Source organism: Sphingobacterium sp. KH_072 (assembly GCF_057837975.1).
In genome coordinates, this window is record NZ_CM174457.1 from 3,343,578 (window position 1) to 3,362,716 (window position 19,139).

19 protein-coding genes are annotated in these 19,139 nt (G+C 44.2%); 16 read left to right on the forward strand and 3 right to left on the reverse strand.

Annotation, left to right across the window (positions count from 1 at the left end; all coding sequences use genetic code 11):
- The first annotated feature begins 19 nt into the window (after nt 1–19).
- Nucleotides 20–598, forward strand: a complete 579-nt coding sequence (locus AC3IRT_RS14905; protein ID WP_489394003.1) for a DUF4136 domain-containing protein — start codon at nt 20–22, stop codon at nt 596–598.
- 225 nt (nt 599–823) lie between these two features.
- Nucleotides 824–1,381, forward strand: coding sequence for a DUF4256 domain-containing protein (locus AC3IRT_RS14910; RefSeq protein ID WP_489394004.1), 558 nt, complete (start codon nt 824–826; stop codon nt 1,379–1,381).
- Nucleotides 1,382–1,465: 84 nt separating this feature from the next.
- Here AC3IRT_RS14910 and AC3IRT_RS14915 read toward each other — a convergent pair whose 3' ends face one another.
- The 3 genes from AC3IRT_RS14915 to AC3IRT_RS14925 are packed head-to-tail and all read right to left on the reverse strand — an operon-like array spanning nt 1,466 to nt 4,008.
- Nucleotides 1,466–2,095 carry a 3-oxoacid CoA-transferase subunit B gene (locus AC3IRT_RS14915; RefSeq protein ID WP_489394005.1) on the reverse strand — a complete coding sequence of 210 codons (630 nt, stop codon included), beginning with the start codon at nt 2,093–2,095 and terminating at the stop codon, nt 1,466–1,468.
- Complete coding sequence (locus tag AC3IRT_RS14920) at nt 2,085–3,287, reverse strand: thiolase family protein (RefSeq protein ID WP_489394006.1); 1,203 nt, start codon at nt 3,285–3,287, stop codon at nt 2,085–2,087. Before AC3IRT_RS14920 ends, AC3IRT_RS14915 begins: the two co-directional genes overlap by 11 nt.
- 4 nt (nt 3,288–3,291) lie before the next feature.
- On the reverse strand, nt 3,292–4,008 hold the full coding sequence (locus tag AC3IRT_RS14925; RefSeq protein WP_489394007.1) for a CoA transferase subunit A: 717 nt from the start codon (nt 4,006–4,008) through the stop codon (nt 3,292–3,294).
- 142 nt (nt 4,009–4,150) lie between these two features.
- Here AC3IRT_RS14925 and AC3IRT_RS14930 point away from each other — a divergent pair, with 142 nt between their 5' ends.
- The 14 genes from AC3IRT_RS14930 to leuB all read left to right on the forward strand — a co-directional run bounded on the left by AC3IRT_RS14930 (nt 4,151) and on the right by leuB (nt 19,118).
- A complete protein-coding gene (locus AC3IRT_RS14930) occupies nt 4,151–4,744 on the forward strand; it encodes a hypothetical protein (protein ID WP_489394008.1) in 594 nt (197 codons plus the stop codon).
- 29 nt (nt 4,745–4,773) lie between these two features.
- On the forward strand, nt 4,774–5,145 hold the full coding sequence (gene crcB / locus AC3IRT_RS14935; RefSeq protein ID WP_489394009.1) for a fluoride efflux transporter CrcB: 372 nt from the start codon (nt 4,774–4,776) through the stop codon (nt 5,143–5,145).
- A gap of 165 nt (nt 5,146–5,310) precedes the next feature.
- Nucleotides 5,311–6,813, forward strand: a complete 1,503-nt coding sequence (gene atpD, locus AC3IRT_RS14940) for a F0F1 ATP synthase subunit beta (protein WP_489394010.1) — start codon at nt 5,311–5,313, stop codon at nt 6,811–6,813.
- Nucleotide 6,814: 1 nt separating this feature from the next.
- Nucleotides 6,815–7,057, forward strand: a complete 243-nt coding sequence (gene atpC, locus AC3IRT_RS14945) for an ATP synthase F1 subunit epsilon (RefSeq protein WP_489394011.1) — start codon at nt 6,815–6,817, stop codon at nt 7,055–7,057.
- A 373-nt stretch (nt 7,058–7,430) separates the two neighbouring features.
- On the forward strand, nt 7,431–8,321 hold the full coding sequence (locus AC3IRT_RS14950; RefSeq protein ID WP_489394012.1) for a branched-chain amino acid transaminase: 891 nt from the start codon (nt 7,431–7,433) through the stop codon (nt 8,319–8,321).
- The gene (gene ilvD / locus AC3IRT_RS14955) at nt 8,305–10,005 is read left to right on the forward strand and encodes a dihydroxy-acid dehydratase (RefSeq protein WP_489394013.1); all 1,701 of its coding nucleotides are present in this window, start codon (nt 8,305–8,307) and stop codon (nt 10,003–10,005) included. Before AC3IRT_RS14950 ends, ilvD begins: the two co-directional genes overlap by 17 nt.
- Before the next feature lie 33 nt (nt 10,006–10,038).
- Nucleotides 10,039–11,775 carry a biosynthetic-type acetolactate synthase large subunit gene (gene ilvB, locus AC3IRT_RS14960; RefSeq protein ID WP_489394014.1) on the forward strand — a complete coding sequence of 579 codons (1,737 nt, stop codon included), beginning with the start codon at nt 10,039–10,041 and terminating at the stop codon, nt 11,773–11,775.
- A gap of 42 nt (nt 11,776–11,817) precedes the next feature.
- Nucleotides 11,818–12,408, forward strand: coding sequence for an acetolactate synthase small subunit (gene ilvN, locus AC3IRT_RS14965; RefSeq protein WP_116774076.1), 591 nt, complete (start codon nt 11,818–11,820; stop codon nt 12,406–12,408).
- Between the two features lie 13 nt (nt 12,409–12,421).
- The gene (locus tag AC3IRT_RS14970) at nt 12,422–12,886 is read left to right on the forward strand and encodes a DinB family protein (RefSeq protein WP_489394015.1); all 465 of its coding nucleotides are present in this window, start codon (nt 12,422–12,424) and stop codon (nt 12,884–12,886) included.
- Nucleotides 12,887–12,922: 36 nt separating this feature from the next.
- Nucleotides 12,923–14,404 carry a ketol-acid reductoisomerase gene (ilvC, locus tag AC3IRT_RS14975; protein ID WP_489394016.1) on the forward strand — a complete coding sequence of 494 codons (1,482 nt, stop codon included), beginning with the start codon at nt 12,923–12,925 and terminating at the stop codon, nt 14,402–14,404.
- Between the two features lie 119 nt (nt 14,405–14,523).
- Entirely contained in the window at nt 14,524–15,939 is a 1,416-nt protein-coding gene (gene leuC, locus AC3IRT_RS14980; protein WP_489394017.1) for a 3-isopropylmalate dehydratase large subunit, read from the forward strand.
- A gap of 22 nt (nt 15,940–15,961) precedes the next feature.
- Complete coding sequence (leuD, locus tag AC3IRT_RS14985) at nt 15,962–16,561, forward strand: 3-isopropylmalate dehydratase small subunit (RefSeq protein WP_489394018.1); 600 nt, start codon at nt 15,962–15,964, stop codon at nt 16,559–16,561.
- Nucleotides 16,554–18,020: an ATP-binding cassette domain-containing protein gene (locus AC3IRT_RS14990; protein WP_489394019.1), complete on the forward strand. Its 1,467-nt coding sequence runs from the start codon at nt 16,554–16,556 to the stop codon at nt 18,018–18,020. Before leuD ends, AC3IRT_RS14990 begins: the two co-directional genes overlap by 8 nt.
- Nucleotides 18,021–18,044: 24 nt before the next feature.
- Nucleotides 18,045–19,118 carry a 3-isopropylmalate dehydrogenase gene (leuB, locus tag AC3IRT_RS14995; protein WP_489394020.1) on the forward strand — a complete coding sequence of 358 codons (1,074 nt, stop codon included), beginning with the start codon at nt 18,045–18,047 and terminating at the stop codon, nt 19,116–19,118.
- Nucleotides 19,119–19,139 lie beyond the last annotated feature (21 nt).

Below are 19,139 nucleotides of genomic sequence, written 5' to 3' on the forward strand. Positions count from 1 at the left end.
TGTTAGCATATATAAAGTCATGAAAAAATACATACTACACTTTAGCCTTTTATTGGCTGTCACGCTTTTGTTTTCGGCGTGTCGCACCAATAAGTTCAACACCACTAAGGTGATGAATAAAGATTTCACCCAATATCGTACCTATGGCTGGTTGGCACCGATTGATTCCTTGTCAAAAGATTATTTTTCAAACGACATCGCTCGTGAAAATATTATGATCGCCGCAAACACCGAGGTTGAAAAATTGGGTCTTACCTATTCAAAAGAAAATCCGGATATTTTATTCCGCTATATCGCCATCGTCAACAACAAAAGTCGCTTAATCTGGTCTAATGGTGGCTGGGGCGGCGGCTGGGGAATGGGTCCTTGGGGCTGGGGTGGCGGCTGGGGCATGGGCTGGGGAGGCGGTTGGTCTCAACCAGTTGGTCGCGAAGGCTACCGTTATGCTCATATCATCGTTGAAGCGGTAGATCGTAATGAAGACGCTGTCGTGTGGCAAGCTCGTGGATCTAGAGAAGTTCGTAATCCAGAACGCGCTATCAATAAATTACCAGGAATAATCCAGGGAATCTTCAAACAGTATCCAGTGCGCAAATAAGCTACACAGACATTTTTGTCTTGCTAATGATGTATCAGTTTGATCTTTTGCATCCATAATAAAAGGGGTAAGTGTTTCACACTTACCCCTTTTATTATGGAAAAAATTCTCGTAAAATATACGTATTTTCGTTTATGATGATATGACTAATTACTTGTTAGTACATAGCACAGAATGAAACCTAAATAGTATAGATATAAAAACGAACGAATCCCAGATCCGATCATGAAGACATTGACAAAAGACCAAAAGGAAGAACTATTTGAAAAATTAGAAAAACGGTTTAGTGAAAATGAAGGAAGACACCGTAATCTGACATGGGGTGATGTACTAACGCGGTTGGAGAACGCTACTGATGCTGCCTTATATGCACTACATACTATGGAAGATAGCCAAGGCGAGCCAGATGTGATCGGTACGGATGAGGCAACTGGTAAATTGATATTCTGTGATTGTGCCCCAGAAAGTCCGACAGGACGACGCAGCTTATGCTATGATCAGCAAGCCTTAGATTCGCGCAAACTCAACAAACCAGCAGACAGTGCTTTAGAAGTGGCGCGTAGCATGGGGATAGAATTATTGGATGAGGAGGCTTATCAAAGACTTCAAAAGGTGGGTAGATTTGACACGAAAACGTCGAGTTGGTTGCGCACACCTGCGGATTTCCGACAGTTGGGTGGAGCGCTCTTTGGTGATTACCGATTTGGTCGCGTATTTATCTATCAAAATGGTGCAGAGTCTTATTATGCCGCACGCGGATTTCGGGGATTATTGCATATATAACAAAGGAGAAAAGCGAGAGCTTTTCTCCTTTGTTATATAATAAGCTTGTTGGACAGTTCGCTATTCTGTTCAACATGCTTCTAATTATTCAATCAACTTTCCTTTGGTACTGTTGCGCACCTGCTCGAGCGTCACTCCTTCGTGCAGTTCGACAATCTTGAAACCACCTTCGGGTACCACATCAAATACACCAAGCTCCGTCACAATCTTTTTGACGCAGCGCAATCCCGTTAATGGAAGCGTGCAAGATGGAAGCAGTTTGGATTCTCCCTGACGATTCACATGTTGCATAGCCACTACAATGTTTTGCGCACTAGCCACCAAATCCATCGCACCTCCCATTCCTTTCACCATTTTTCCAGGAATTTTCCAATTGGCAATATCACCATGTTCAGATACCTCCATCGCACCCAAAATAGTCAAATCGACCTTGCGGGAGCGGATCATGCCAAAGCTCATGGCAGAGTCAAAGAAAGCAGAACCTGGTAATGTCGTGATGGTTTGCTTACCTGCATTGATATAATCCGCATCCTCCTCTCCTTCGAAAGGGAAAGGCCCCATGCCTAGCAATCCATTTTCACTTTGTAGTACCACGTCAATATTATCGGGTATATAATTTGCGACCAACGTGGGTATTCCTATCCCCAAGTTTACGTAATAACCATCTTTGACCTCTTTGGCGATACGTTTTGCAATTCCATATTTATCCAGCATAGTTTTCGCATTTTTTGATGATCATAGCACTAGCACCCCCTCCTCCATTACAGATGGCAGCCAAGCCGTAGGTGCCACCTTCTTGCTGTAGTACACTGCTTAGCGTAACGAGTATACGCGCACCACTACAACCCAGTGGATGGCCTAGCGCGACAGCGCCGCCGTACACATTAATCTTTTCGGTCGATAATCCTAATATTTTCGCGTTAGCTAATGCGACAACGGAAAAAGCTTCATTAAACTCAAAATAATCAATATCATCTTTAGCCAAACCTGCTTTTTTGAGCACTTTCTCGGTCGCAATACTTGGTGTTGTTGTAAACCACTCTGGATCTTGTTCTGCATCAGCATAGGCAATTACCTCGGCGATGGGCTGAAGTCCAAGTTGCTTTACTTTTTCTTCACTAGCCAACACCAGTGCTGCAGCACCATCGTTCAATGTAGAAGCATTTGCGGCTGTCACTGTTCCATCTTTTTGAAATGCGGGTCGGAGTTGGGGAATTTTATCGATGTTCACTTGTCTAAACTCTTCATCTTCAGAAACCACAGTCTCTCCCTTTCGACCAGAAACCGTCACCTCCACCACTTCGGATGAAAACTTCCCACCTTCCCAAGCCTGTTTGCTGCGTTCGTAAGAAGAAATGGCATATTGATCTTGTTCCTCCCGACTAAATGAGTACTTCGAGGCACAACTTTCTGCACTATTTCCCATCGCCTGCTCGGAATAGGCATCAGTTAAACCATCATTTTGCAGACCGTCTATCAGACTCTTATGCCCGTATTTTGCACCCCAGCGCGCTGAAGTATCATAATAAGGCACCTGACTCATACTTTCCATTCCACCAGCGACCACCACATCCGCATCTCCCAGTAATATTTGCTGTACACCGATAGAAATGGCTTTCATACCACTCGCACATACTTTATTAATAGTCGTAGCAGGTATACCGTCTGGAAGTCCGGCCCTTCGCGATGCCTGTCTTGCTGGTGCCTGACCAACATTTGCGGACAATACATTGCCCATCAGAACCTCATCTACTTGGTTGGCAGCTATGCCACTTTGCTTTACTGCGGCATCGATAGCTTTTGCACCTAATGTGGGCGCTGTAAGAGATGAGAGCGCACCGCCAAAGCTGCCGATGGGCGTACGCTTTGCAGCCACGATAAATACTTTTTTTGTTGCGTTTTGCATGCTGTTAGTTTTGTTTTGTGCTGTATGTGCGTTGTTCTATTCGCTTTTCATAACGTTCCCCTTGAAAAATTCGACTAATGTAGATACCCGGTGTATGAATATAGTTAGGATCTAATTCTCCAGGTTCCACTAATTCCTCCACCTCAGCAATAGTGATCTTACCACACATCGCCATTACATGATTGAAATTATTTGCAGTTCCTCTAAAAACAAGGTTACCCATGCGATCGCCTTTCCAAGCCTTCACTAAAGCGAAGTCTGGTTCAAAGGCATATTCCATCAGGTAATCTTTTTCAACACCCTGAAAAGTAAACCGCCGCACTTCCTTGCCTTCTGCCACCTCGGTACCAACTCCAGTAGGCGTATAAATGACGGGCATACCATATCCAGCTGCCATGAGTCGAGTAGCCAATGTACCTTGCGGCACTAGCTCTACTTCCAGCTCACCACTCAACATCTGACGTTCGAACTCTGCGTTTTCGCCCACGTAAGAAGCAATCATCTTTTTGATCTGTCTACTTTGCAGCAGCAGGCCAAGGCCAAAGTCATCAACTCCCGCATTGTTACTAATGCACGTCAAGTCGGTCACTTTATTTTCGATTAATGCTTGAATTAAATTTTCTGGAATTCCGCAAAGACCAAAACCTCCCACGGCTATGGTCATACCCGACTGTACGCCGTGGATAGCTTCCAGCGCACTCGACACCGTTTTATCTGTCATAAAGTTTATAATTTTTGGGTTAAAAACCTTAACAAAGGTAATAAAACAGGATCTCTTTATGAACAGAAATCTTGCTTATGTTCAATATTATGACTAAAATTGACGTAACATACACAGAAACATCAAAAAGTTTTATCGAATTATGTCTAAAGCATTTCTTACTACAGCCCTTCTTTTTTGCATTTCCTTTTCATTTGGACAGAACAGACCTATGTTACCTTATGCATTAAAAGGTGCTATTGATTCTCAATTTTATTTTATCAACACGCTATCGCGCAATCAGGATGCCGATACCAAATTAATTCGAAAAACGAATCTGGAGATTCTTCGTAAAAACACCTCCGACACGATTAACAACTTAAAAGCAGAAATAACAAAAATAACGGAAGCCAGTTCTTCTTCTATAGCCACGACGCAAAGCCTGCGTGATTCAGTTAGTACGTTAGAAGGCGACTTGCGCATAGAACGTGATCGCACGGATAGCATCGCTTTTCTCGGAATAGATTTTCAAAAGAGCACGTATCATACCATGGTTTGGGCTATGATTTTGGTATTTGCTATTGCATTTATTGCTAGCTTCTTTGCCTTCAAAAAATCTAGAATAGATACGGTGGAGCATCAGAAGACCGTTAATGAATTGCAAAACGAACTGCAGTCTTTCAAAAAGAAATCTATGGAGAAGGAGCAGCTGCTTAAAAGACAATTACTCGATGAGCAACTTAAAAGAAACTCTTAATCTGCTAGTAAGCAGATTAGCCTAACTTCATGTGGCGAACCCTAATTCTTATCGGTATTGGCGGAGGTGCAGGTAGCATCCTCCGCTTTCTTATTTCCCTTGGTGTAAACCGATATTTTACTTCCTCTTTCCCTTGGGGCACTTTCGCCGTCAACATTATCGGATCTTTTTTAGCTGGGCTTATATTAGGTACGTTAAATGCTCAGAATGCCCATAACAACGACTGGCGCATGTTCCTAATGACTGGTTTTTGCGGTGGCTTCACCACTTTCTCCGCATTCACAGCGGAAAACCTGGTATTGCTTCAATCAGGACAGATACTCACCGCCATCGCGTACGTGCTGAGCAGCGTAATCGTGAGTCTTCTGGCAATATGGATTGGTTTTACTGGCACAACTTAACGTAACAGCCCCTGTATTAGTCGTTTTTCACGCATCAGCCCAAAAGCACTATTTTCTTTTTTTAAGTTTTGGTTTTCAACGGATAAAAGCTATTTTTGCAAACCAAAATACAGCACGATAGAAGTGGCTGTATATGAATAAATAATTATATTTAGTCCTATTAATATGCCCAATATTGGTAAAATAGCGCAGATTATCGGCCCCGTTGTTGACGTCAACTTTGCCGACAATGAAAATCTTCCGAAAATTCTTGACGCTCTGTACATTGAGAAAGAAAATGGCCAGCGTGTAGTTTTGGAAGTTCAAAAGCACTTAGGTGAAGAACGTGTTCGTACAATTGCGATGGATGCTACGGAAGGTTTGATTCGTGGTATGCAAGTAATTGATACAGGAGCGCCAATCAAAATGCCTATTGGAGAAAGTATTAAAGGCCGTGTATTCAATGTCGTTGGAGATGCTATCGATGGTATCCAGAACGTAGACAAAGAAAACGGTCGCAGTATCCATAATGTACCTCCACGTTTTGAAGATTTATCGACAGAAACGGAAGTGCTGTTTACAGGTATTAAAGTAATCGATTTATTGGAGCCTTACGCAAAAGGTGGTAAAATTGGATTGTTCGGTGGTGCCGGTGTAGGTAAAACTGTACTAATCCAAGAACTTATCAACAATATCGCAAAAGGTCACGGTGGTCTATCTGTATTTGCAGGTGTAGGTGAGCGTACACGTGAAGGAAACGATTTGTTGCGTGAGATGTTAGAGTCTGGCATTATCAAATACGGCGATCAATTCATGGAAGGCATGGAAAAAGGCGAATGGCCTTTGGATCAAGTCGATCATGAATTGATGAAAGAATCGAAATGTACGTTCGTTTTCGGACAAATGAACGAGCCTCCAGGTGCGCGTGCACGTGTAGCCCTTTCCGGTCTTACTATTGCAGAATATTTCCGTGACGGTGAAGGCGATGGCCAAGGTCGTGATGTCCTTTTCTTTATCGACAATATCTTCCGTTTTACACAAGCTGGTTCTGAAATATCTGCCCTTTTGGGACGTATGCCTTCAGCAGTAGGTTACCAACCAACTTTGGCAACTGAAATGGGCTTGATGCAGGAACGTATTACTTCGACTAAAAACGGATCTATTACTTCGGTACAGGCGGTTTACGTACCTGCCGATGACTTAACTGACCCGGCACCAGCTACGACTTTTGCCCACTTGGATGCGACTACCGTATTGTCTCGTAAAATTGCAGAGTTGGGTATCTATCCTGCGGTAGACCCATTGGATTCTACTTCAAGAATCCTGTCTCCAGCAGTATTAGGTGATGAACACTACAATACCGCACAACGCGTAAAAGAAATTTTGCAACGTTACAAAGAGCTACAAGATATCATCGCCATCTTAGGTATGGATGAGTTGTCTGACGAGGATAAATTGACGGTAACCCGTGCTCGTCGTGTACAACGTTTCTTATCGCAACCTTTCCACGTAGCAGAACAATTTACTGGTCTTAAAGGTGTATTGGTAGATATCAAAGACACGATCAAAGGTTTCAACATGATCATTGATGGTGAAGTAGATGAGTATCCAGAAGCATCTTTCAACTTGGTAGGTACCATTGAAGAGGCTATTGAAAAAGGTAAAAAACTAATAGCTGAAGCTGTTTAATATGAAATTAACAATCATAACTCCCGATAAGTTAGCATACGAAGGCAATGTTACAGCAGTGACCGTACCTGGTAGTGCTGGTTCTTTCCAGATTTTGAAAGATCATGCTGCCATCGTATCTACATTGGAAGATGGTAAAGTAATCATTAATACGGGTACTGCAGAAGAAGTATTCCAAATCAAGGGTGGCGTTGTAGAAGCCAAAGACAATATTATAACGGTATTGGCCGAAGGCATACACTAGTATACTCTTACAAAATCACCAAAGAGATAAGCCTCTTAAAACATACTGTTTTAAGAGGCTTTTTTTATAACCTCGAACCCCAAGTCGCTCATTTTAGGCAGAAAATTGGCAGTCTAGCAAAATATCTGAATTCCGCAAGGGTAGACTCATTTTAATATTAGTCTACCTTAATCCAAATTATAATCTATAATAAAGCCTATATAGCAGAATAAAAAATCTTTAAAATCATAAATACAGAATAAAAAACTTTTTAAAAATTTAAACGGTCGCTATTGCTTTAAAAATGGATTCGCTTTATCTTACAGAAACAAAAAGAGAAGACCTGTCTCTGTTGTGATGATACCAGACAGAGGATAACAAAACCGGGAAAGCTATGCAGTATTATAATCAAGACACGTACATTTTTTTAGATGGCGAATTTGTAAAGGCCAACGAAGCGGGTACAGACTTCTTCGGACAAGCCTTGCACTATGGTTATGGTGCTTTCGAAGGGTTGCGTGCGTACAGCACACACAACGGTGTCCGTATGTTTAAAGCTGAAGCTCACTTTGATCGTCTGCGCTCTTCTTGCGAATCCATCAATTTGCCTTTTCCTTGGTCTACACGAGAACTGATTGAACAGACCTACGAGTTACTCGCCAAAAACAACATGCGCGCCGCGTATATTCGTCCTTTGGTTTTTTCAGGGTCAAATATGCACTTGACGACTGCCGCCAATTCAAGCATTGTTATTGCCGCTTGGGAATGGGGGCCGTTTCTAGGTCAGAATTTGTTGAATGTATGCCTTTCGGACATCCGGAGACCACATCCCAAATCTTTCCAGATCGATGCGAAGATTTCGGGTCAATACATCAATGCTATTCGTGCGACGAGCGATGCTATTCGCAAAGGTTTTGATGAAGCCTTGATGCTCGATCAAGATGGTTTTGTGGCGCAGGCATCGAGCGAAAACCTATTTATAGAAAAAGATTTCAAATTATATACTCCTCAGGTAGAGCATGTATTTCCGGGAATTACGCGGCAGACCGTGATAGATATCTGCAAGGACCTAAACTTCGAGGTAATCGAAAAACGATTGACCGTTGAAGACGTCTACACGGCAGATAGCGCGTTCTTATGTGGTACCGCAGCAGGCATTATTGGAATCAAACAAATTAACGAAACAACCTATCCAGAAGATTGGGAAAACACGATAGGTTCATCCATACAACGTACGTACAAAAAATTAGTATTAGAGCAAGAGAATTATGAAGTCATCATCTGACAACGAGAACACGTTAAACAGATATAGCCGCATCTTTACACAAGACGCCACACAACCAGCTGCTAAAGCCATGCTTTACGGGATTGGACTGACAGATCAGGATATGGCGAAGGCACAAGTAGGTATTGCCAGCATGGGATATGATGGCAACACCTGTAATATGCATTTGAACGATCTGGCAAAAGACGTCAAGAAAGGCGTTTGGTCACAAGATTTAGTAGGATTAATATTCAATACCATCGGCGTGAGTGATGGCATGAGTAACGGAACGGATGGCATGCGCTACTCTTTAGTAAGCCGTGATGTCATCGCAGATAGTATCGAAACCATCTGTGGTGGTCAATATTACGATGGCGTCATCGCGATCCCAGGTTGTGATAAAAATATGCCTGGCGCGATCATGGCTATGGCTCGATTAGATCGCCCTTCTTTGATGGTTTATGGTGGCACCATTGCCCCTGGACATTACAAAGGGGAAGAGCTCAACATCGTATCCGCATTTGAGGCGTTAGGTCAGAAAATTTGCGGCAATATTTCGGATGAAGATTATGAAGGCGTGATCAAAAACACCTGTCCGGGCGCTGGCGCTTGTGGAGGTATGTACACCGCGAACACGATGGCTTCTGCGATCGAAGCGCTGGGCATGAGTCTACCCTACTCATCTTCTAATCCTGCGGTAAGCGATGAGAAAAAACAAGAATGCCTTGAGGCTGGAAAATACATCCGCATTTTACTAGAAAAAGACATTAAGCCTTCGGATATCATGACGCGTAAGGCATTCGAAAATGCCATTCGCAGTATCGTGATATTGGGTGGTAGTACCAATGCCGTGCTACATTTTATTGCCATAGGCAAAGCGATTGGCGTAGATATCACGCAAGATGATTTTCAGCGCATGAGCGATGAGACACCGGTATTGGCCGATTTTAAACCTAGCGGCAAATACTTGATGCAGGATTTGCATCAATATGGCGGTACGCCAGCCGTCATGCGCTACTTATTGGATCAGGGATTGATCCACGGTGATTGTATGACCGTAACCGGAAAAACAGTCGCGGAGAACTTGGCTGATGTAAAATCGATCATCGATTACAACCAACCGATCATCCGTACTTTGGATAACCCAATCAAAGCCACAGGACACTTACAAATCTTGTACGGAAATATTGCCGAAAAAGGTTCAGTAGCCAAAATATCGGGTAAAGAAGGTGAACGTTTTGAAGGGCCTGCCCGCGTTTTCGATGGCGAGCAAAACCTGATTCAAGGTATCTCTTCTGGCCGCGTGAAATCAGGCGATGTCGTGGTGATCACCAATGCAGGACCAAAAGGAGCACCGGGCATGCCCGAAATGCTAAAACCGACTTCTGCCATTATTGGTGCAGGCTTAGGTAAATCGGTGGCCTTGATTACCGATGGTCGTTTCTCGGGTGGTACACACGGCTTTGTGGTGGGCCACATCACGCCAGAATCTTATGCAGGTGGATTGATCGGTTTGATCGAAGATAATGACCATATCGTCTTAGACGCCGTCAATAACACCATCAATGTCATTCTGTCGGACGAGGAAATCGCGGCACGCCGTGCCAAATGGCAACAACCAGCATTAAAAGTATCCAAAGGAGTATTATATAAATATGCAAAGACGGTGGCCGACGCTTCCGAAGGCTGTGTAACAGATCTTTAAGCACGTCGAATCACCCTTTACGCGGAATATATCATGAGCACATTAGAAAAAACGCAGTTAGAAAAAGAAACAGCTACGACAACCCAGCTTAGTGGAGCGCAGGCCGTCTTAGAAGCTTTGCTTCAAGAGGGCGTAGAGACCATTTTTGGTTATCCAGGCGGCGCTATTATGCCGATCTACGACGCCTTGTATGATTATAACGAAAAATTGAAACACATTCTCGTGCGTCATGAGCAAGGTGGTATACATGCGGCGCAAGGTTATGCACGCACCTCTGGAAAAGTGGGTGTGGCATTCGCGACCAGCGGACCAGGCGCTACGAATCTCGTGACGGGATTAGCGGATGCCATGATCGATAGCAATCCGATTGTTTGCGTGACCGGACAAGTTTTTGCGGCACTATTGGGCACCGATGCTTTTCAAGAAACGGATGTTATTAACATCACCACACCGGTAACCAAGTGGAACTATCAGGTGACCGATGCAACCGAAATTCCGGAAGTCATGGCGAAAGCGTTTTATATTGCCAGCACGGGTCGTCCGGGTCCCGTATTGGTAGATATTACGAAGAATGCGCAGCTGCAGCTCTTTGACTTTTTAGGATACAAAAAATGTCATCACATTCGGAGCTACCGTCCGAAACCAGTGGTTCGCAACGAATATATCACGCAGGCTGCCGAGGTCATTAACCAAGCAAAAAAACCATTTGTCCTCTTCGGACAAGGTATCATCTTGGGTAAGGCGGAAGCCGAATTCAAAGCGTTTATCGAAAAAAGTGGTTTCCCTGCCGCTTGGACTGTGATGGGATTGAGTGCACTAGAAACAGATCATCCGCTCAACGTGGGAATGCTGGGCATGCATGGTAACTATGCGCCCAACGTGATGACGAATGAGTGCGATGTGCTGATTGCCATCGGGATGCGTTTCGACGATCGCGTGACGGGCCGTTTGGATAAGTACGCCAAGCAGGCAAAGATTGTGCATTTGGACATTGACCCAGCGGAAATTGATAAAAATGTAAAATCTGCAGTTCCTGTATGGGGTGATTGTAAGGAAACCCTTCCACTACTTACCTCCTTGTTGGAAGAAAAGGATCATAGTGCTTGGCTGGCTGAATTCCGCGAATTGGAGAAGGAAGAAATCAAAGAAGTAATCCAAGAAGAACTAAACCCCTCGACAGATATCTTGACGATGGGCGAAGTACTTAGAAACTTAAATGAACTGACCAATGGCGATGCGATCATTGTGACCGACGTAGGGCAGCATCAGATGGTTTCCTGTCGTTACGCCAAGTTTAATGCTAGCCGATCCAATGTTACTTCAGGCGGATTAGGCACCATGGGCTTTGGTTTACCAGCCGCTATTGGCGCTTGGTACGGAGCGCCGCATCGCGATGTGGTGGCGATTATCGGCGATGGCGGTATTCAGATGACGATACAAGAATTAGGTACAATTATGCAATTCGGTGCTAAAGTCAAGATCTTGATCTTGAACAATGAGTTTCTGGGCATGGTACGCCAATGGCAACAGCTATTCCATCAACGCCGCTATTCTTTTGTGGACATCACCAGTCCAGATTTCGTAGCAGTCGCCAAAGGATACTACATCGACGGAAACAAGATTTCGGAACGCAAAGACCTGAAATCTGCTTTGAAAACGATGTTGGATCACGATGGCGCTTATTTGTTGGAGGTCATGGTGGGCAAGGAAAACAATGTGTTTCCCATGGTTGCTCAAGGAACTTCAGTTTCAGAAATACGGTTGAAGTAAATAAGAAGTTAGAAGTAATTTCTCATTTTTTAATGAATTAAAATGGAAAAGCAAGAATATACCATCACTTTATACACCGAAAATTCTATTGGGATGATCGGGCGTATATCCACGATCTTTTCTCGACGCAAGATCAATATCGAAAGCCTGAACACCTCACCATCTGAAGTGGAAGGCATACACCGTTTTACCATCGTGATTAGCGAAAGCGAAGAGGTAGTACGCAAATTGTGTCGGCAGATCGAGAAGCAAGTCGAAGTATTAAAAGCTTATTACAACACCAATGATGAGTTGGTGTGGCAAGAGCAAGCTCTCTACAAAGTGCCTGCCGATGTGATCGCCGAAAAAGCGTACGTCGAACGATTATTACGCCAATACGGCGCGAGTGCCGTCGTGATTCGCAATGACTATATCGTGTTCGAGACGGCTGGTCATCGTGAAGAGATCGACCGCTTGACAGCCGAACTCACCAAATACAATTTGATCGAGTTTGTGCGTGGCGCTCGCATTGCGATTATCAAAGAAAGTGCTGGTTTCCACCAGAAGTTGAAAGAGTTTGAACAACAAGAACCATCACCTGATGTCGTGGAAAATGAATTCCTAGATCAGCAGGACGAGGTTTTCACGATGTAATCATACCGCAGACATGAAGGAAGTATTCCACTTTATCCGTGATACACGACGGGCATTTATCGAACTGTTAGATACGCTAACGCTGGAGCAACTCAATGAAATTCCGGCAGGATTTAACAACAATATCATCTGGAATTTTGGCCATATCGTGGTTTCCACGCAAGGTTTGTGCTATAGCCGTTCAGGCGTTCGCCCAGACACGAGTCAGATCCAATATTTATCTGCTTACGCTAAAGGAACTAAACCGACTTATTTTGTAGAGCAGGCCGAAGTAGATGCCTTGAAGAAATTAGCCGTAGATACGATAAATGCGATCCATTTAGATTACGAAACCGATATTTTTGCCGGTTTTCAACCCTTTGAGACCAGCACCTACAAATCTACGCTTCATAAGATCGAAGAAGTCATCATGACCACGGCAGGGCATGACAACCTACATTTTGGCTACGCCACCGCACAAAAAAGATTAATTAAATAACCTCAATCGATATCAAAAAAATATAAATAAATAACAATGGCAAATTACTTTAATACCCTATCGCTCAGAGAGCAGTTAACACAATTAGGACAAGCAAAATTTTTAGATGCTAGCGCTTTCACGGATGGCATCGAGGCGTTAAAAGGCAAAAAAATCGTCATTGTGGGTGCTGGTGCACAAGGTTTGAATCAAGGTTTGAATCTTCGCGATAGTGGTTTAGATGTTTCTTATGCCCTGCGTAAGGAAGCCATCGAACAAAAAAGAGATTCTTGGAAAAACGCGACGGACAACAACTTTACCGTCGGCACTTACGAGGAATTAATTCCTTCGGCAGATCTTGTGATCAACCTAACTCCAGATAAGCAACATACAAATGTAGTCAATGCCGTACAGCCTTTGATGAAACAAGGTGCTACGTTATCTTATTCTCACGGTTTTAACATCGTAGAAGAAGGATTGCAAGTACGTAAAGACTTAACCGTTATCATGGTAGCTCCTAAATCACCAGGATCTGAAGTACGTGCCGAGTTCTTACGCGGTTTTGGTGTACCTACACTGATTGCGGTTCACCCAGAAAACGATCCTCAAGGAAAAGGATGGGCAGAAGCCAAAGCATACTGCGTAGGAACTGGTGGACACAAAGCAGGTGTATTGAAATCTTCTTTCGTAGCCGAAGTAAAATCAGATTTGATGGGTGAGCAAACCATCTTGTGTGGATTGCTACAAACGGGTTCTATCCTATCTTTCGACAAAATGGTCGAAAAAGGAATCGATGCCGGATATGCTTCTAAATTGGTACAATACGGTGTAGAAGTTATCACCGAAGCCTTGAAACACGGTGGCGTAAGCGGTATGTTAGATCGCTTGAGCAACCCAGCGAAAGTAAAAGCTTTCGAACTATCAGAAGAGCTAAAAGATATCATGCGTCCGCTATTTCAAAAACACCAAGACGATATCATGTCGGGCGAATTCAGCAAAACGATGATGGAAGACTGGGCAAACGACGATGTCAACCTATTGAAATGGCGTGCAGAAACGGGCGAAACAGCTTTCGAAAAAACGCCTGCTGGTGATGTACAAATCAATGAGCAAGCATACTTTGACAACTACACTTTGATGGTGGCGTTTGTACGTGCTGGGGTAGAGTTGGCATTTGAAGTAATGGTAGAAGCGGGTATCAAACCAGAAAGCGCGTACTACGAATCATTGCACGAAACACCATTGATCGCGAACACCATCGCCCGCAAGAAATTGTTCGAGATGAACCGCGTTATTTCTGACACGGCTGAGTATGGCTGTTACTTGTTTGATCAAGCATGTAAACCATTGTTGGCAGACTTCATGAGAACGGTAGATACAGACATCGTTGGAAAGAACTTCAACGATGGAAAAGATGGCGCAGTAGACAATTCGAAGTTGGTCACGATCAACGAAAAATTGCGCAATCATCCAGTGGAAGTCGTTGGACGTGAACTACGTAAAGCCATGAAGGCCATGAAAACGATTAAGACGGCGTAATAGCAAAAACAGGATAATCCATTAAAATTTTCGTAATTTTGATAGACATATCACGGGTCAAATTGACGATATGTCAATTTGACCCGTATCCATAATACCACAATTTGAGAGAGAGCATAATGGGAAAAACATTAGTAGAAAAAATTTGGGATGCGCATGTTGTGAAACGGCAAGAAGGTTTTCCAGACATCCTGTATATCGATACGCACCTCATCCATGAGGTGACTTCGCCGCAGGCCTTCGACGGATTACGCAAGCGCAATTTACCGGTGTTCAGACCGAATCAGACGGTGGCTACGGCCGATCATAATGTACCAACAATTGATCAGCATTTGCCGATCAAAGAAGAATTATCCAGATATCAGGTCGATATGTTGAGTAAAAACACCAGCGAGTTTGGTGTGGAGCTTTACGGCTTGGGTCATCCTTATCAAGGAATTGTACACGTTATTGGCCCAGAATTAGGCATTACTTTGCCGGGTAAAACCATGGTGTGTGGTGATAGCCATACCTCTACACATGGCGCTTTTGGCGCGATCGCATTCGGTATCGGAACCTCGCAAGTAGAACAGGTTTTTGCGACACAGTGTTTGTTGCAACAAGCACCAAAAACGATGAAAATCGAGGTGAACGGAACATTGGGTGCAGGCGTCGGTGCTAAAGACATCATTTTATACATCATTGCAAAGATTTCCGCCGCAGGCGGTACGGGCTATTTCATTGAATATGCCGGCTCGGCTATTCGTGCATTGAGCATGGAAGCACGGATGACAATCTGTAACATGAGTATCGAAATGGGTGCGCGTGGTGGATTGATCGCTCCAGATGATATCACTTTTGATTACATAAAAGGACGCGAATTTGCGCCAAAAGATCAGAAATGGGACGAATCTTTAGCATACTGGAAAACCTTGTATTCTGACGAGAATGCTACGTTTGATTCCGTATTGGAGTTTGCCGCAGAAGATATCGAACCGATGGTGACCTATGGTACCAATCCCGGAATGGGAATGGGTGTCACCGAGCACATTCCAGCTACAGAAGCACAACCAGAATCCGAGCGTCCGTCGTACAAAAAAGCGCTGAACTACATGGGTTTTGAAGACGATCAGCCGCTTTTAGGCCGTGCGATTGACTATGTGTTTATCGGTAGTTGTACCAACTCCCGTATCGAAGATTTGCGTGAAGTCGCCAACTTCGTACGTGGCAAGCAAAAGGCAGAGCAGGTAGAAGTGTGGATCGTTCCGGGTTCGAAGCAAGTAGAAGCGCAAGCCAAAGCCGAAGGCATTGACAAGGTGTTGGAAGCAGCGGGTTTTACCTTGCGTGAGCCAGGTTGTTCGGCTTGTCTGGGAATGAATGAAGATAAGATTCCTGCTGGAAAGTATTGTATATCCACTTCGAATAGAAATTTCGAAGGAAGACAAGGCCCTAATGCACGCACCTTGTTAGCGAGCCCGTTGACGGCCGCTGCGGCAGCGATTACAGGAAAGATTACGGATATTCGCGAATTTTTGGGAGCAGAAGCTGTCGTATAGATTCACTAAGCTATTAGATGAAATGAAAAAATTTGAAACATTACATTCTTCGGTTGTACCATTGCCGATTGAAAATATTGATACCGACCAGATCATTCCGGCTCGTTTTTTAAAAGCAACGACGCGCGAAGGCTTTGGCGACAACCTGTTCCGCGACTGGCGCTTTGATGGCGACAATCAGCCTAAAGCAGATTTCGTGATGAATGATACAACCTATTCTGGTAAAATATTGGTTGCTGGCAAAAACTTTGGATGTGGTTCTTCACGGGAGCACGCGGCATGGGCCATTCAGGATTTTGGATTTGATGTCGTGATCAGTTCCTTTTTTGCAGATATTTTTAAAGGTAACGCACTCAATAATGGCGTGCTACCGATTCAGGTTACGGAGGAGTTTCTAGAAAAAATCTTTGCTTCCACCTTCAAAAATCCCGCTTCCTCACTTTTGGTAGATTTGGAAGCACAGACCGTGACCATTCAAGACACCAACGAAGCATTCAATTTCGAGATCAATGCCTACAAAAAGTCTTGCCTAATCAATGGCTATGACGATATTGATTATATATTGAGTAACCGATCAGAGGTCGAAGAATTTGAAAAAACGCGCCCATATAGCTATGTCTAAACCGCTGGTCCACATACAAGATCTTTTCGTTCGATACGGTGCTAAAGCTGTTTTGCAAGATTTGGTGTGGACTTATGAGCGTGGCACACATTGGGCAATTGGCGGCGAAAGCGGCTCTAGAAAAACAACCTTAGCCCGTGCTTTGGCCAATCAAGTCACTTATCAGGGATCGATTGAGTTAGATTTACCGAGTGACCGATCTCCAGCCGTACTTTATGTACCCAACTGGTATCAGTTTACCAACTTAGAAGGCGATCGCAACTTTTATTATCAGCAACGCTACAATGTCCATCAGGGACGAGATACCAGAACTGTTGAAGGCGAATTGGCGCATTTTGCAGAACAGGAAAATTTATCGTTAGTAGAAGCACTGCCCTACGTGCAAGCATTAGGTTTTGAGGAACACATGGATTCCCAGCTTATTGAGCTTTCCAGTGGGGAGCACAAAAAAATGCAATTAGTGAAAGCACTGTGGAGCAAACCGCAGCTTTTGATTATCGATGAGCCTTATACCGGTTTGGACAAAGCATCGCGGAAAGCACTAAACACCTGTATTGATGCGTTAGCAGAGACGGGAACACATGTGATCCTGCTGACTAATGATCCTAACCTTCCGGAATGCATCCAAGCATTCGGGATAGTGCAAGACGGTACATTAAAAGCGGTAGCAAGTCCCGAAGATTTTATCACGGATCGAGCACGTGAATCCCGAGCTTTACCCGAATTTCTAAAAGCAGCGCCGGCATCTCCCAGTGAGGACATCATTCAATTGAATCAGGTGAAGGTGCGCTATGGCGATAAGACCGTGCTGGAAGACATATCCTGGACCGTAAATCGAGGCGACAAATGGGTAATACAGGGATCCAATGGATCGGGAAAATCTACCCTGCTCAGCCTGATTAATGGGGATCATCCGCAAGCTTACGGGCTGGATATTCGCTTATTTGGCAACCAACGCGGATCGGGCGAAAGCATCTGGGACATCAAGCAGAAGATTGGATTGATCTCCCCAGAAATGCATTGGTATTTTGACCAAAGCGCTACCGTGTGGCATACCGTAGCTTCTGGATTTTTCGATAGCATCGGCTTGTTTTCAGAAGCATCTTTTCAGCAAAAGAAGCAGGTAGACGAGCTGCTGCATTTTTTCGATCTATACTCCGTCAAAAGCGAACTACTCCGCACCTTGCCATTGGGCAAACAGCGTCTGGCATTACTGGCTAGAACGGTCATTAAAAACCCCACGCTATTGGTTTTGGACGAACCTTGTCAAGGCTTGGACCAGTCGCAAACACAGTATTTCAACGACGTGGTAGATGAGCTGTGCCAGTATGGCAAAACATTGCTTTACGTCGGACATTACGAAAGTCAATTACCGCAATCCATCGATCACCGTTTGGTATTGGAAAAGGGAAAAATAGTTAGACCACAACATAAAATCATACTAGAAGAACGAGTGTAAAAACTCGACAAGTAACGACATAACATGAAGAAGAATATATTAATCATCCCCGGTGATGGTATCGGACAAGAGGTCACAGAATGGGGTAAGAAGGTACTAGAAGTAATCGCTTCCAAATTCGGACATGAGTTTGAATTTGACAACGCCATTATGGGGCATACGGCGATCGAAGCTACAGGCAATCCATTACCTGATGAAACCTTGGAAAAAGCCAAAGCTTCTGACGCGATCTTGTTTGGAGCGATTGGTCATGCTAAATACGACAATGATCCTTCCGCCAAAGTACGCCCCGAGCAAGGTTTGCTGAAAATCCGCAAGGAATTGGGTTTGTATGCTAACTTACGCCCTATTTTATTGTTCGATGAGCTATTGGATGCTTCTAGTTTGAAACCGGAGATCCTGCAGGGTACCGATATTTTATTCTTCCGTGAGCTGACCGGTGATGTGTATTTCGGGGAGAAAACGCGTAATGAAGATAACACCTTCGCTTCCGACCTGATGAATTACCACCGTTATGAAGTAGAGCGTATTGCACGCAAAGCTTTTGAGGCGGCACAAACCCGTGGCAAACGTCTTTGCTCGGTAGATAAAGCCAATGTTTTAGAAACCTCTCGCCTGTGGAGAGAAGTGGTACAAGAACTGGCTGCAGAATACCCAGATGTAGAAACCGAGCACATGTTTATCGATAATGCGGCCATGCAACTGGTGAAAAATCCAAAGAAATTTGATGTCGTGTTGACCGCGAATCTATTTGGCGATATCCTCACGGATGAAGCTTCGCAGATCGCTGGCTCGATGGGCATGTTGGCCTCCGCTTCTATAGGTGACGGCACTGGATTTTTTGAGCCAATTCACGGATCTGCACATGATATCGCTGGCCAAGACAAAGCCAATCCATTAGCATCTATCCTATCGGCAGCTTTAATGTTAGATATCGCATTTGGATTACAAGACGAGGCAAAAGCCGTAACCGACGCTGTGGATCAAACACTGAAAGCAGGTTGGAGAACTTCCGATATTGCCGTTAACGACACGCCGGCCGATCGCATTTTAGGCACCGTAGCCATGGGCCAAAAGGTCATGGAGTTTTTAAAGTAGATAACCGATATATAAACATAC

What these genes read in the sequence shown, in the direction of transcription:
- AC3IRT_RS14930 (WP_489394008.1), top strand. Translation starts at nt 4,151, where the DNA reads ATGTCTAAAGCATTTCTTACTACAGCCCTTCTTTTTTGCATTTCCTTT.
- leuC (WP_489394017.1), top strand. Translation starts at nt 14,524, where the DNA reads ATGGGAAAAACATTAGTAGAAAAAATTTGGGATGCGCATGTTGTGAAA.
- AC3IRT_RS14990 (WP_489394019.1), top strand. Translation starts at nt 16,554, where the DNA reads ATGTCTAAACCGCTGGTCCACATACAAGATCTTTTCGTTCGATACGGT.
- AC3IRT_RS14905 (WP_489394003.1), top strand. Translation starts at nt 20, where the DNA reads ATGAAAAAATACATACTACACTTTAGCCTTTTATTGGCTGTCACGCTT.
- leuD (WP_489394018.1), top strand. Translation starts at nt 15,962, where the DNA reads ATGAAAAAATTTGAAACATTACATTCTTCGGTTGTACCATTGCCGATT.
- ilvB (WP_489394014.1), top strand. Translation starts at nt 10,039, where the DNA reads ATGAGCACATTAGAAAAAACGCAGTTAGAAAAAGAAACAGCTACGACA.
- AC3IRT_RS14910 (WP_489394004.1), top strand. Translation starts at nt 824, where the DNA reads ATGAAGACATTGACAAAAGACCAAAAGGAAGAACTATTTGAAAAATTA.
- AC3IRT_RS14915 (WP_489394005.1), bottom strand. Translation starts at nt 2,095, where the DNA reads ATGCTGGATAAATATGGAATTGCAAAACGTATCGCCAAAGAGGTCAAA.
- ilvD (WP_489394013.1), top strand. Translation starts at nt 8,305, where the DNA reads ATGAAGTCATCATCTGACAACGAGAACACGTTAAACAGATATAGCCGC.
- ilvN (WP_116774076.1), top strand. Translation starts at nt 11,818, where the DNA reads ATGGAAAAGCAAGAATATACCATCACTTTATACACCGAAAATTCTATT.
- crcB (WP_489394009.1), top strand. Translation starts at nt 4,774, where the DNA reads ATGTGGCGAACCCTAATTCTTATCGGTATTGGCGGAGGTGCAGGTAGC.
- leuB (WP_489394020.1), top strand. Translation starts at nt 18,045, where the DNA reads ATGAAGAAGAATATATTAATCATCCCCGGTGATGGTATCGGACAAGAG.
- AC3IRT_RS14950 (WP_489394012.1), top strand. Translation starts at nt 7,431, where the DNA reads ATGCAGTATTATAATCAAGACACGTACATTTTTTTAGATGGCGAATTT.
- atpC (WP_489394011.1), top strand. Translation starts at nt 6,815, where the DNA reads ATGAAATTAACAATCATAACTCCCGATAAGTTAGCATACGAAGGCAAT.
- ilvC (WP_489394016.1), top strand. Translation starts at nt 12,923, where the DNA reads ATGGCAAATTACTTTAATACCCTATCGCTCAGAGAGCAGTTAACACAA.
- AC3IRT_RS14925 (WP_489394007.1), bottom strand. Translation starts at nt 4,008, where the DNA reads ATGACAGATAAAACGGTGTCGAGTGCGCTGGAAGCTATCCACGGCGTA.
- atpD (WP_489394010.1), top strand. Translation starts at nt 5,311, where the DNA reads ATGCCCAATATTGGTAAAATAGCGCAGATTATCGGCCCCGTTGTTGAC.
- AC3IRT_RS14970 (WP_489394015.1), top strand. Translation starts at nt 12,422, where the DNA reads ATGAAGGAAGTATTCCACTTTATCCGTGATACACGACGGGCATTTATC.
- AC3IRT_RS14920 (WP_489394006.1), bottom strand. Translation starts at nt 3,287, where the DNA reads ATGCAAAACGCAACAAAAAAAGTATTTATCGTGGCTGCAAAGCGTACG.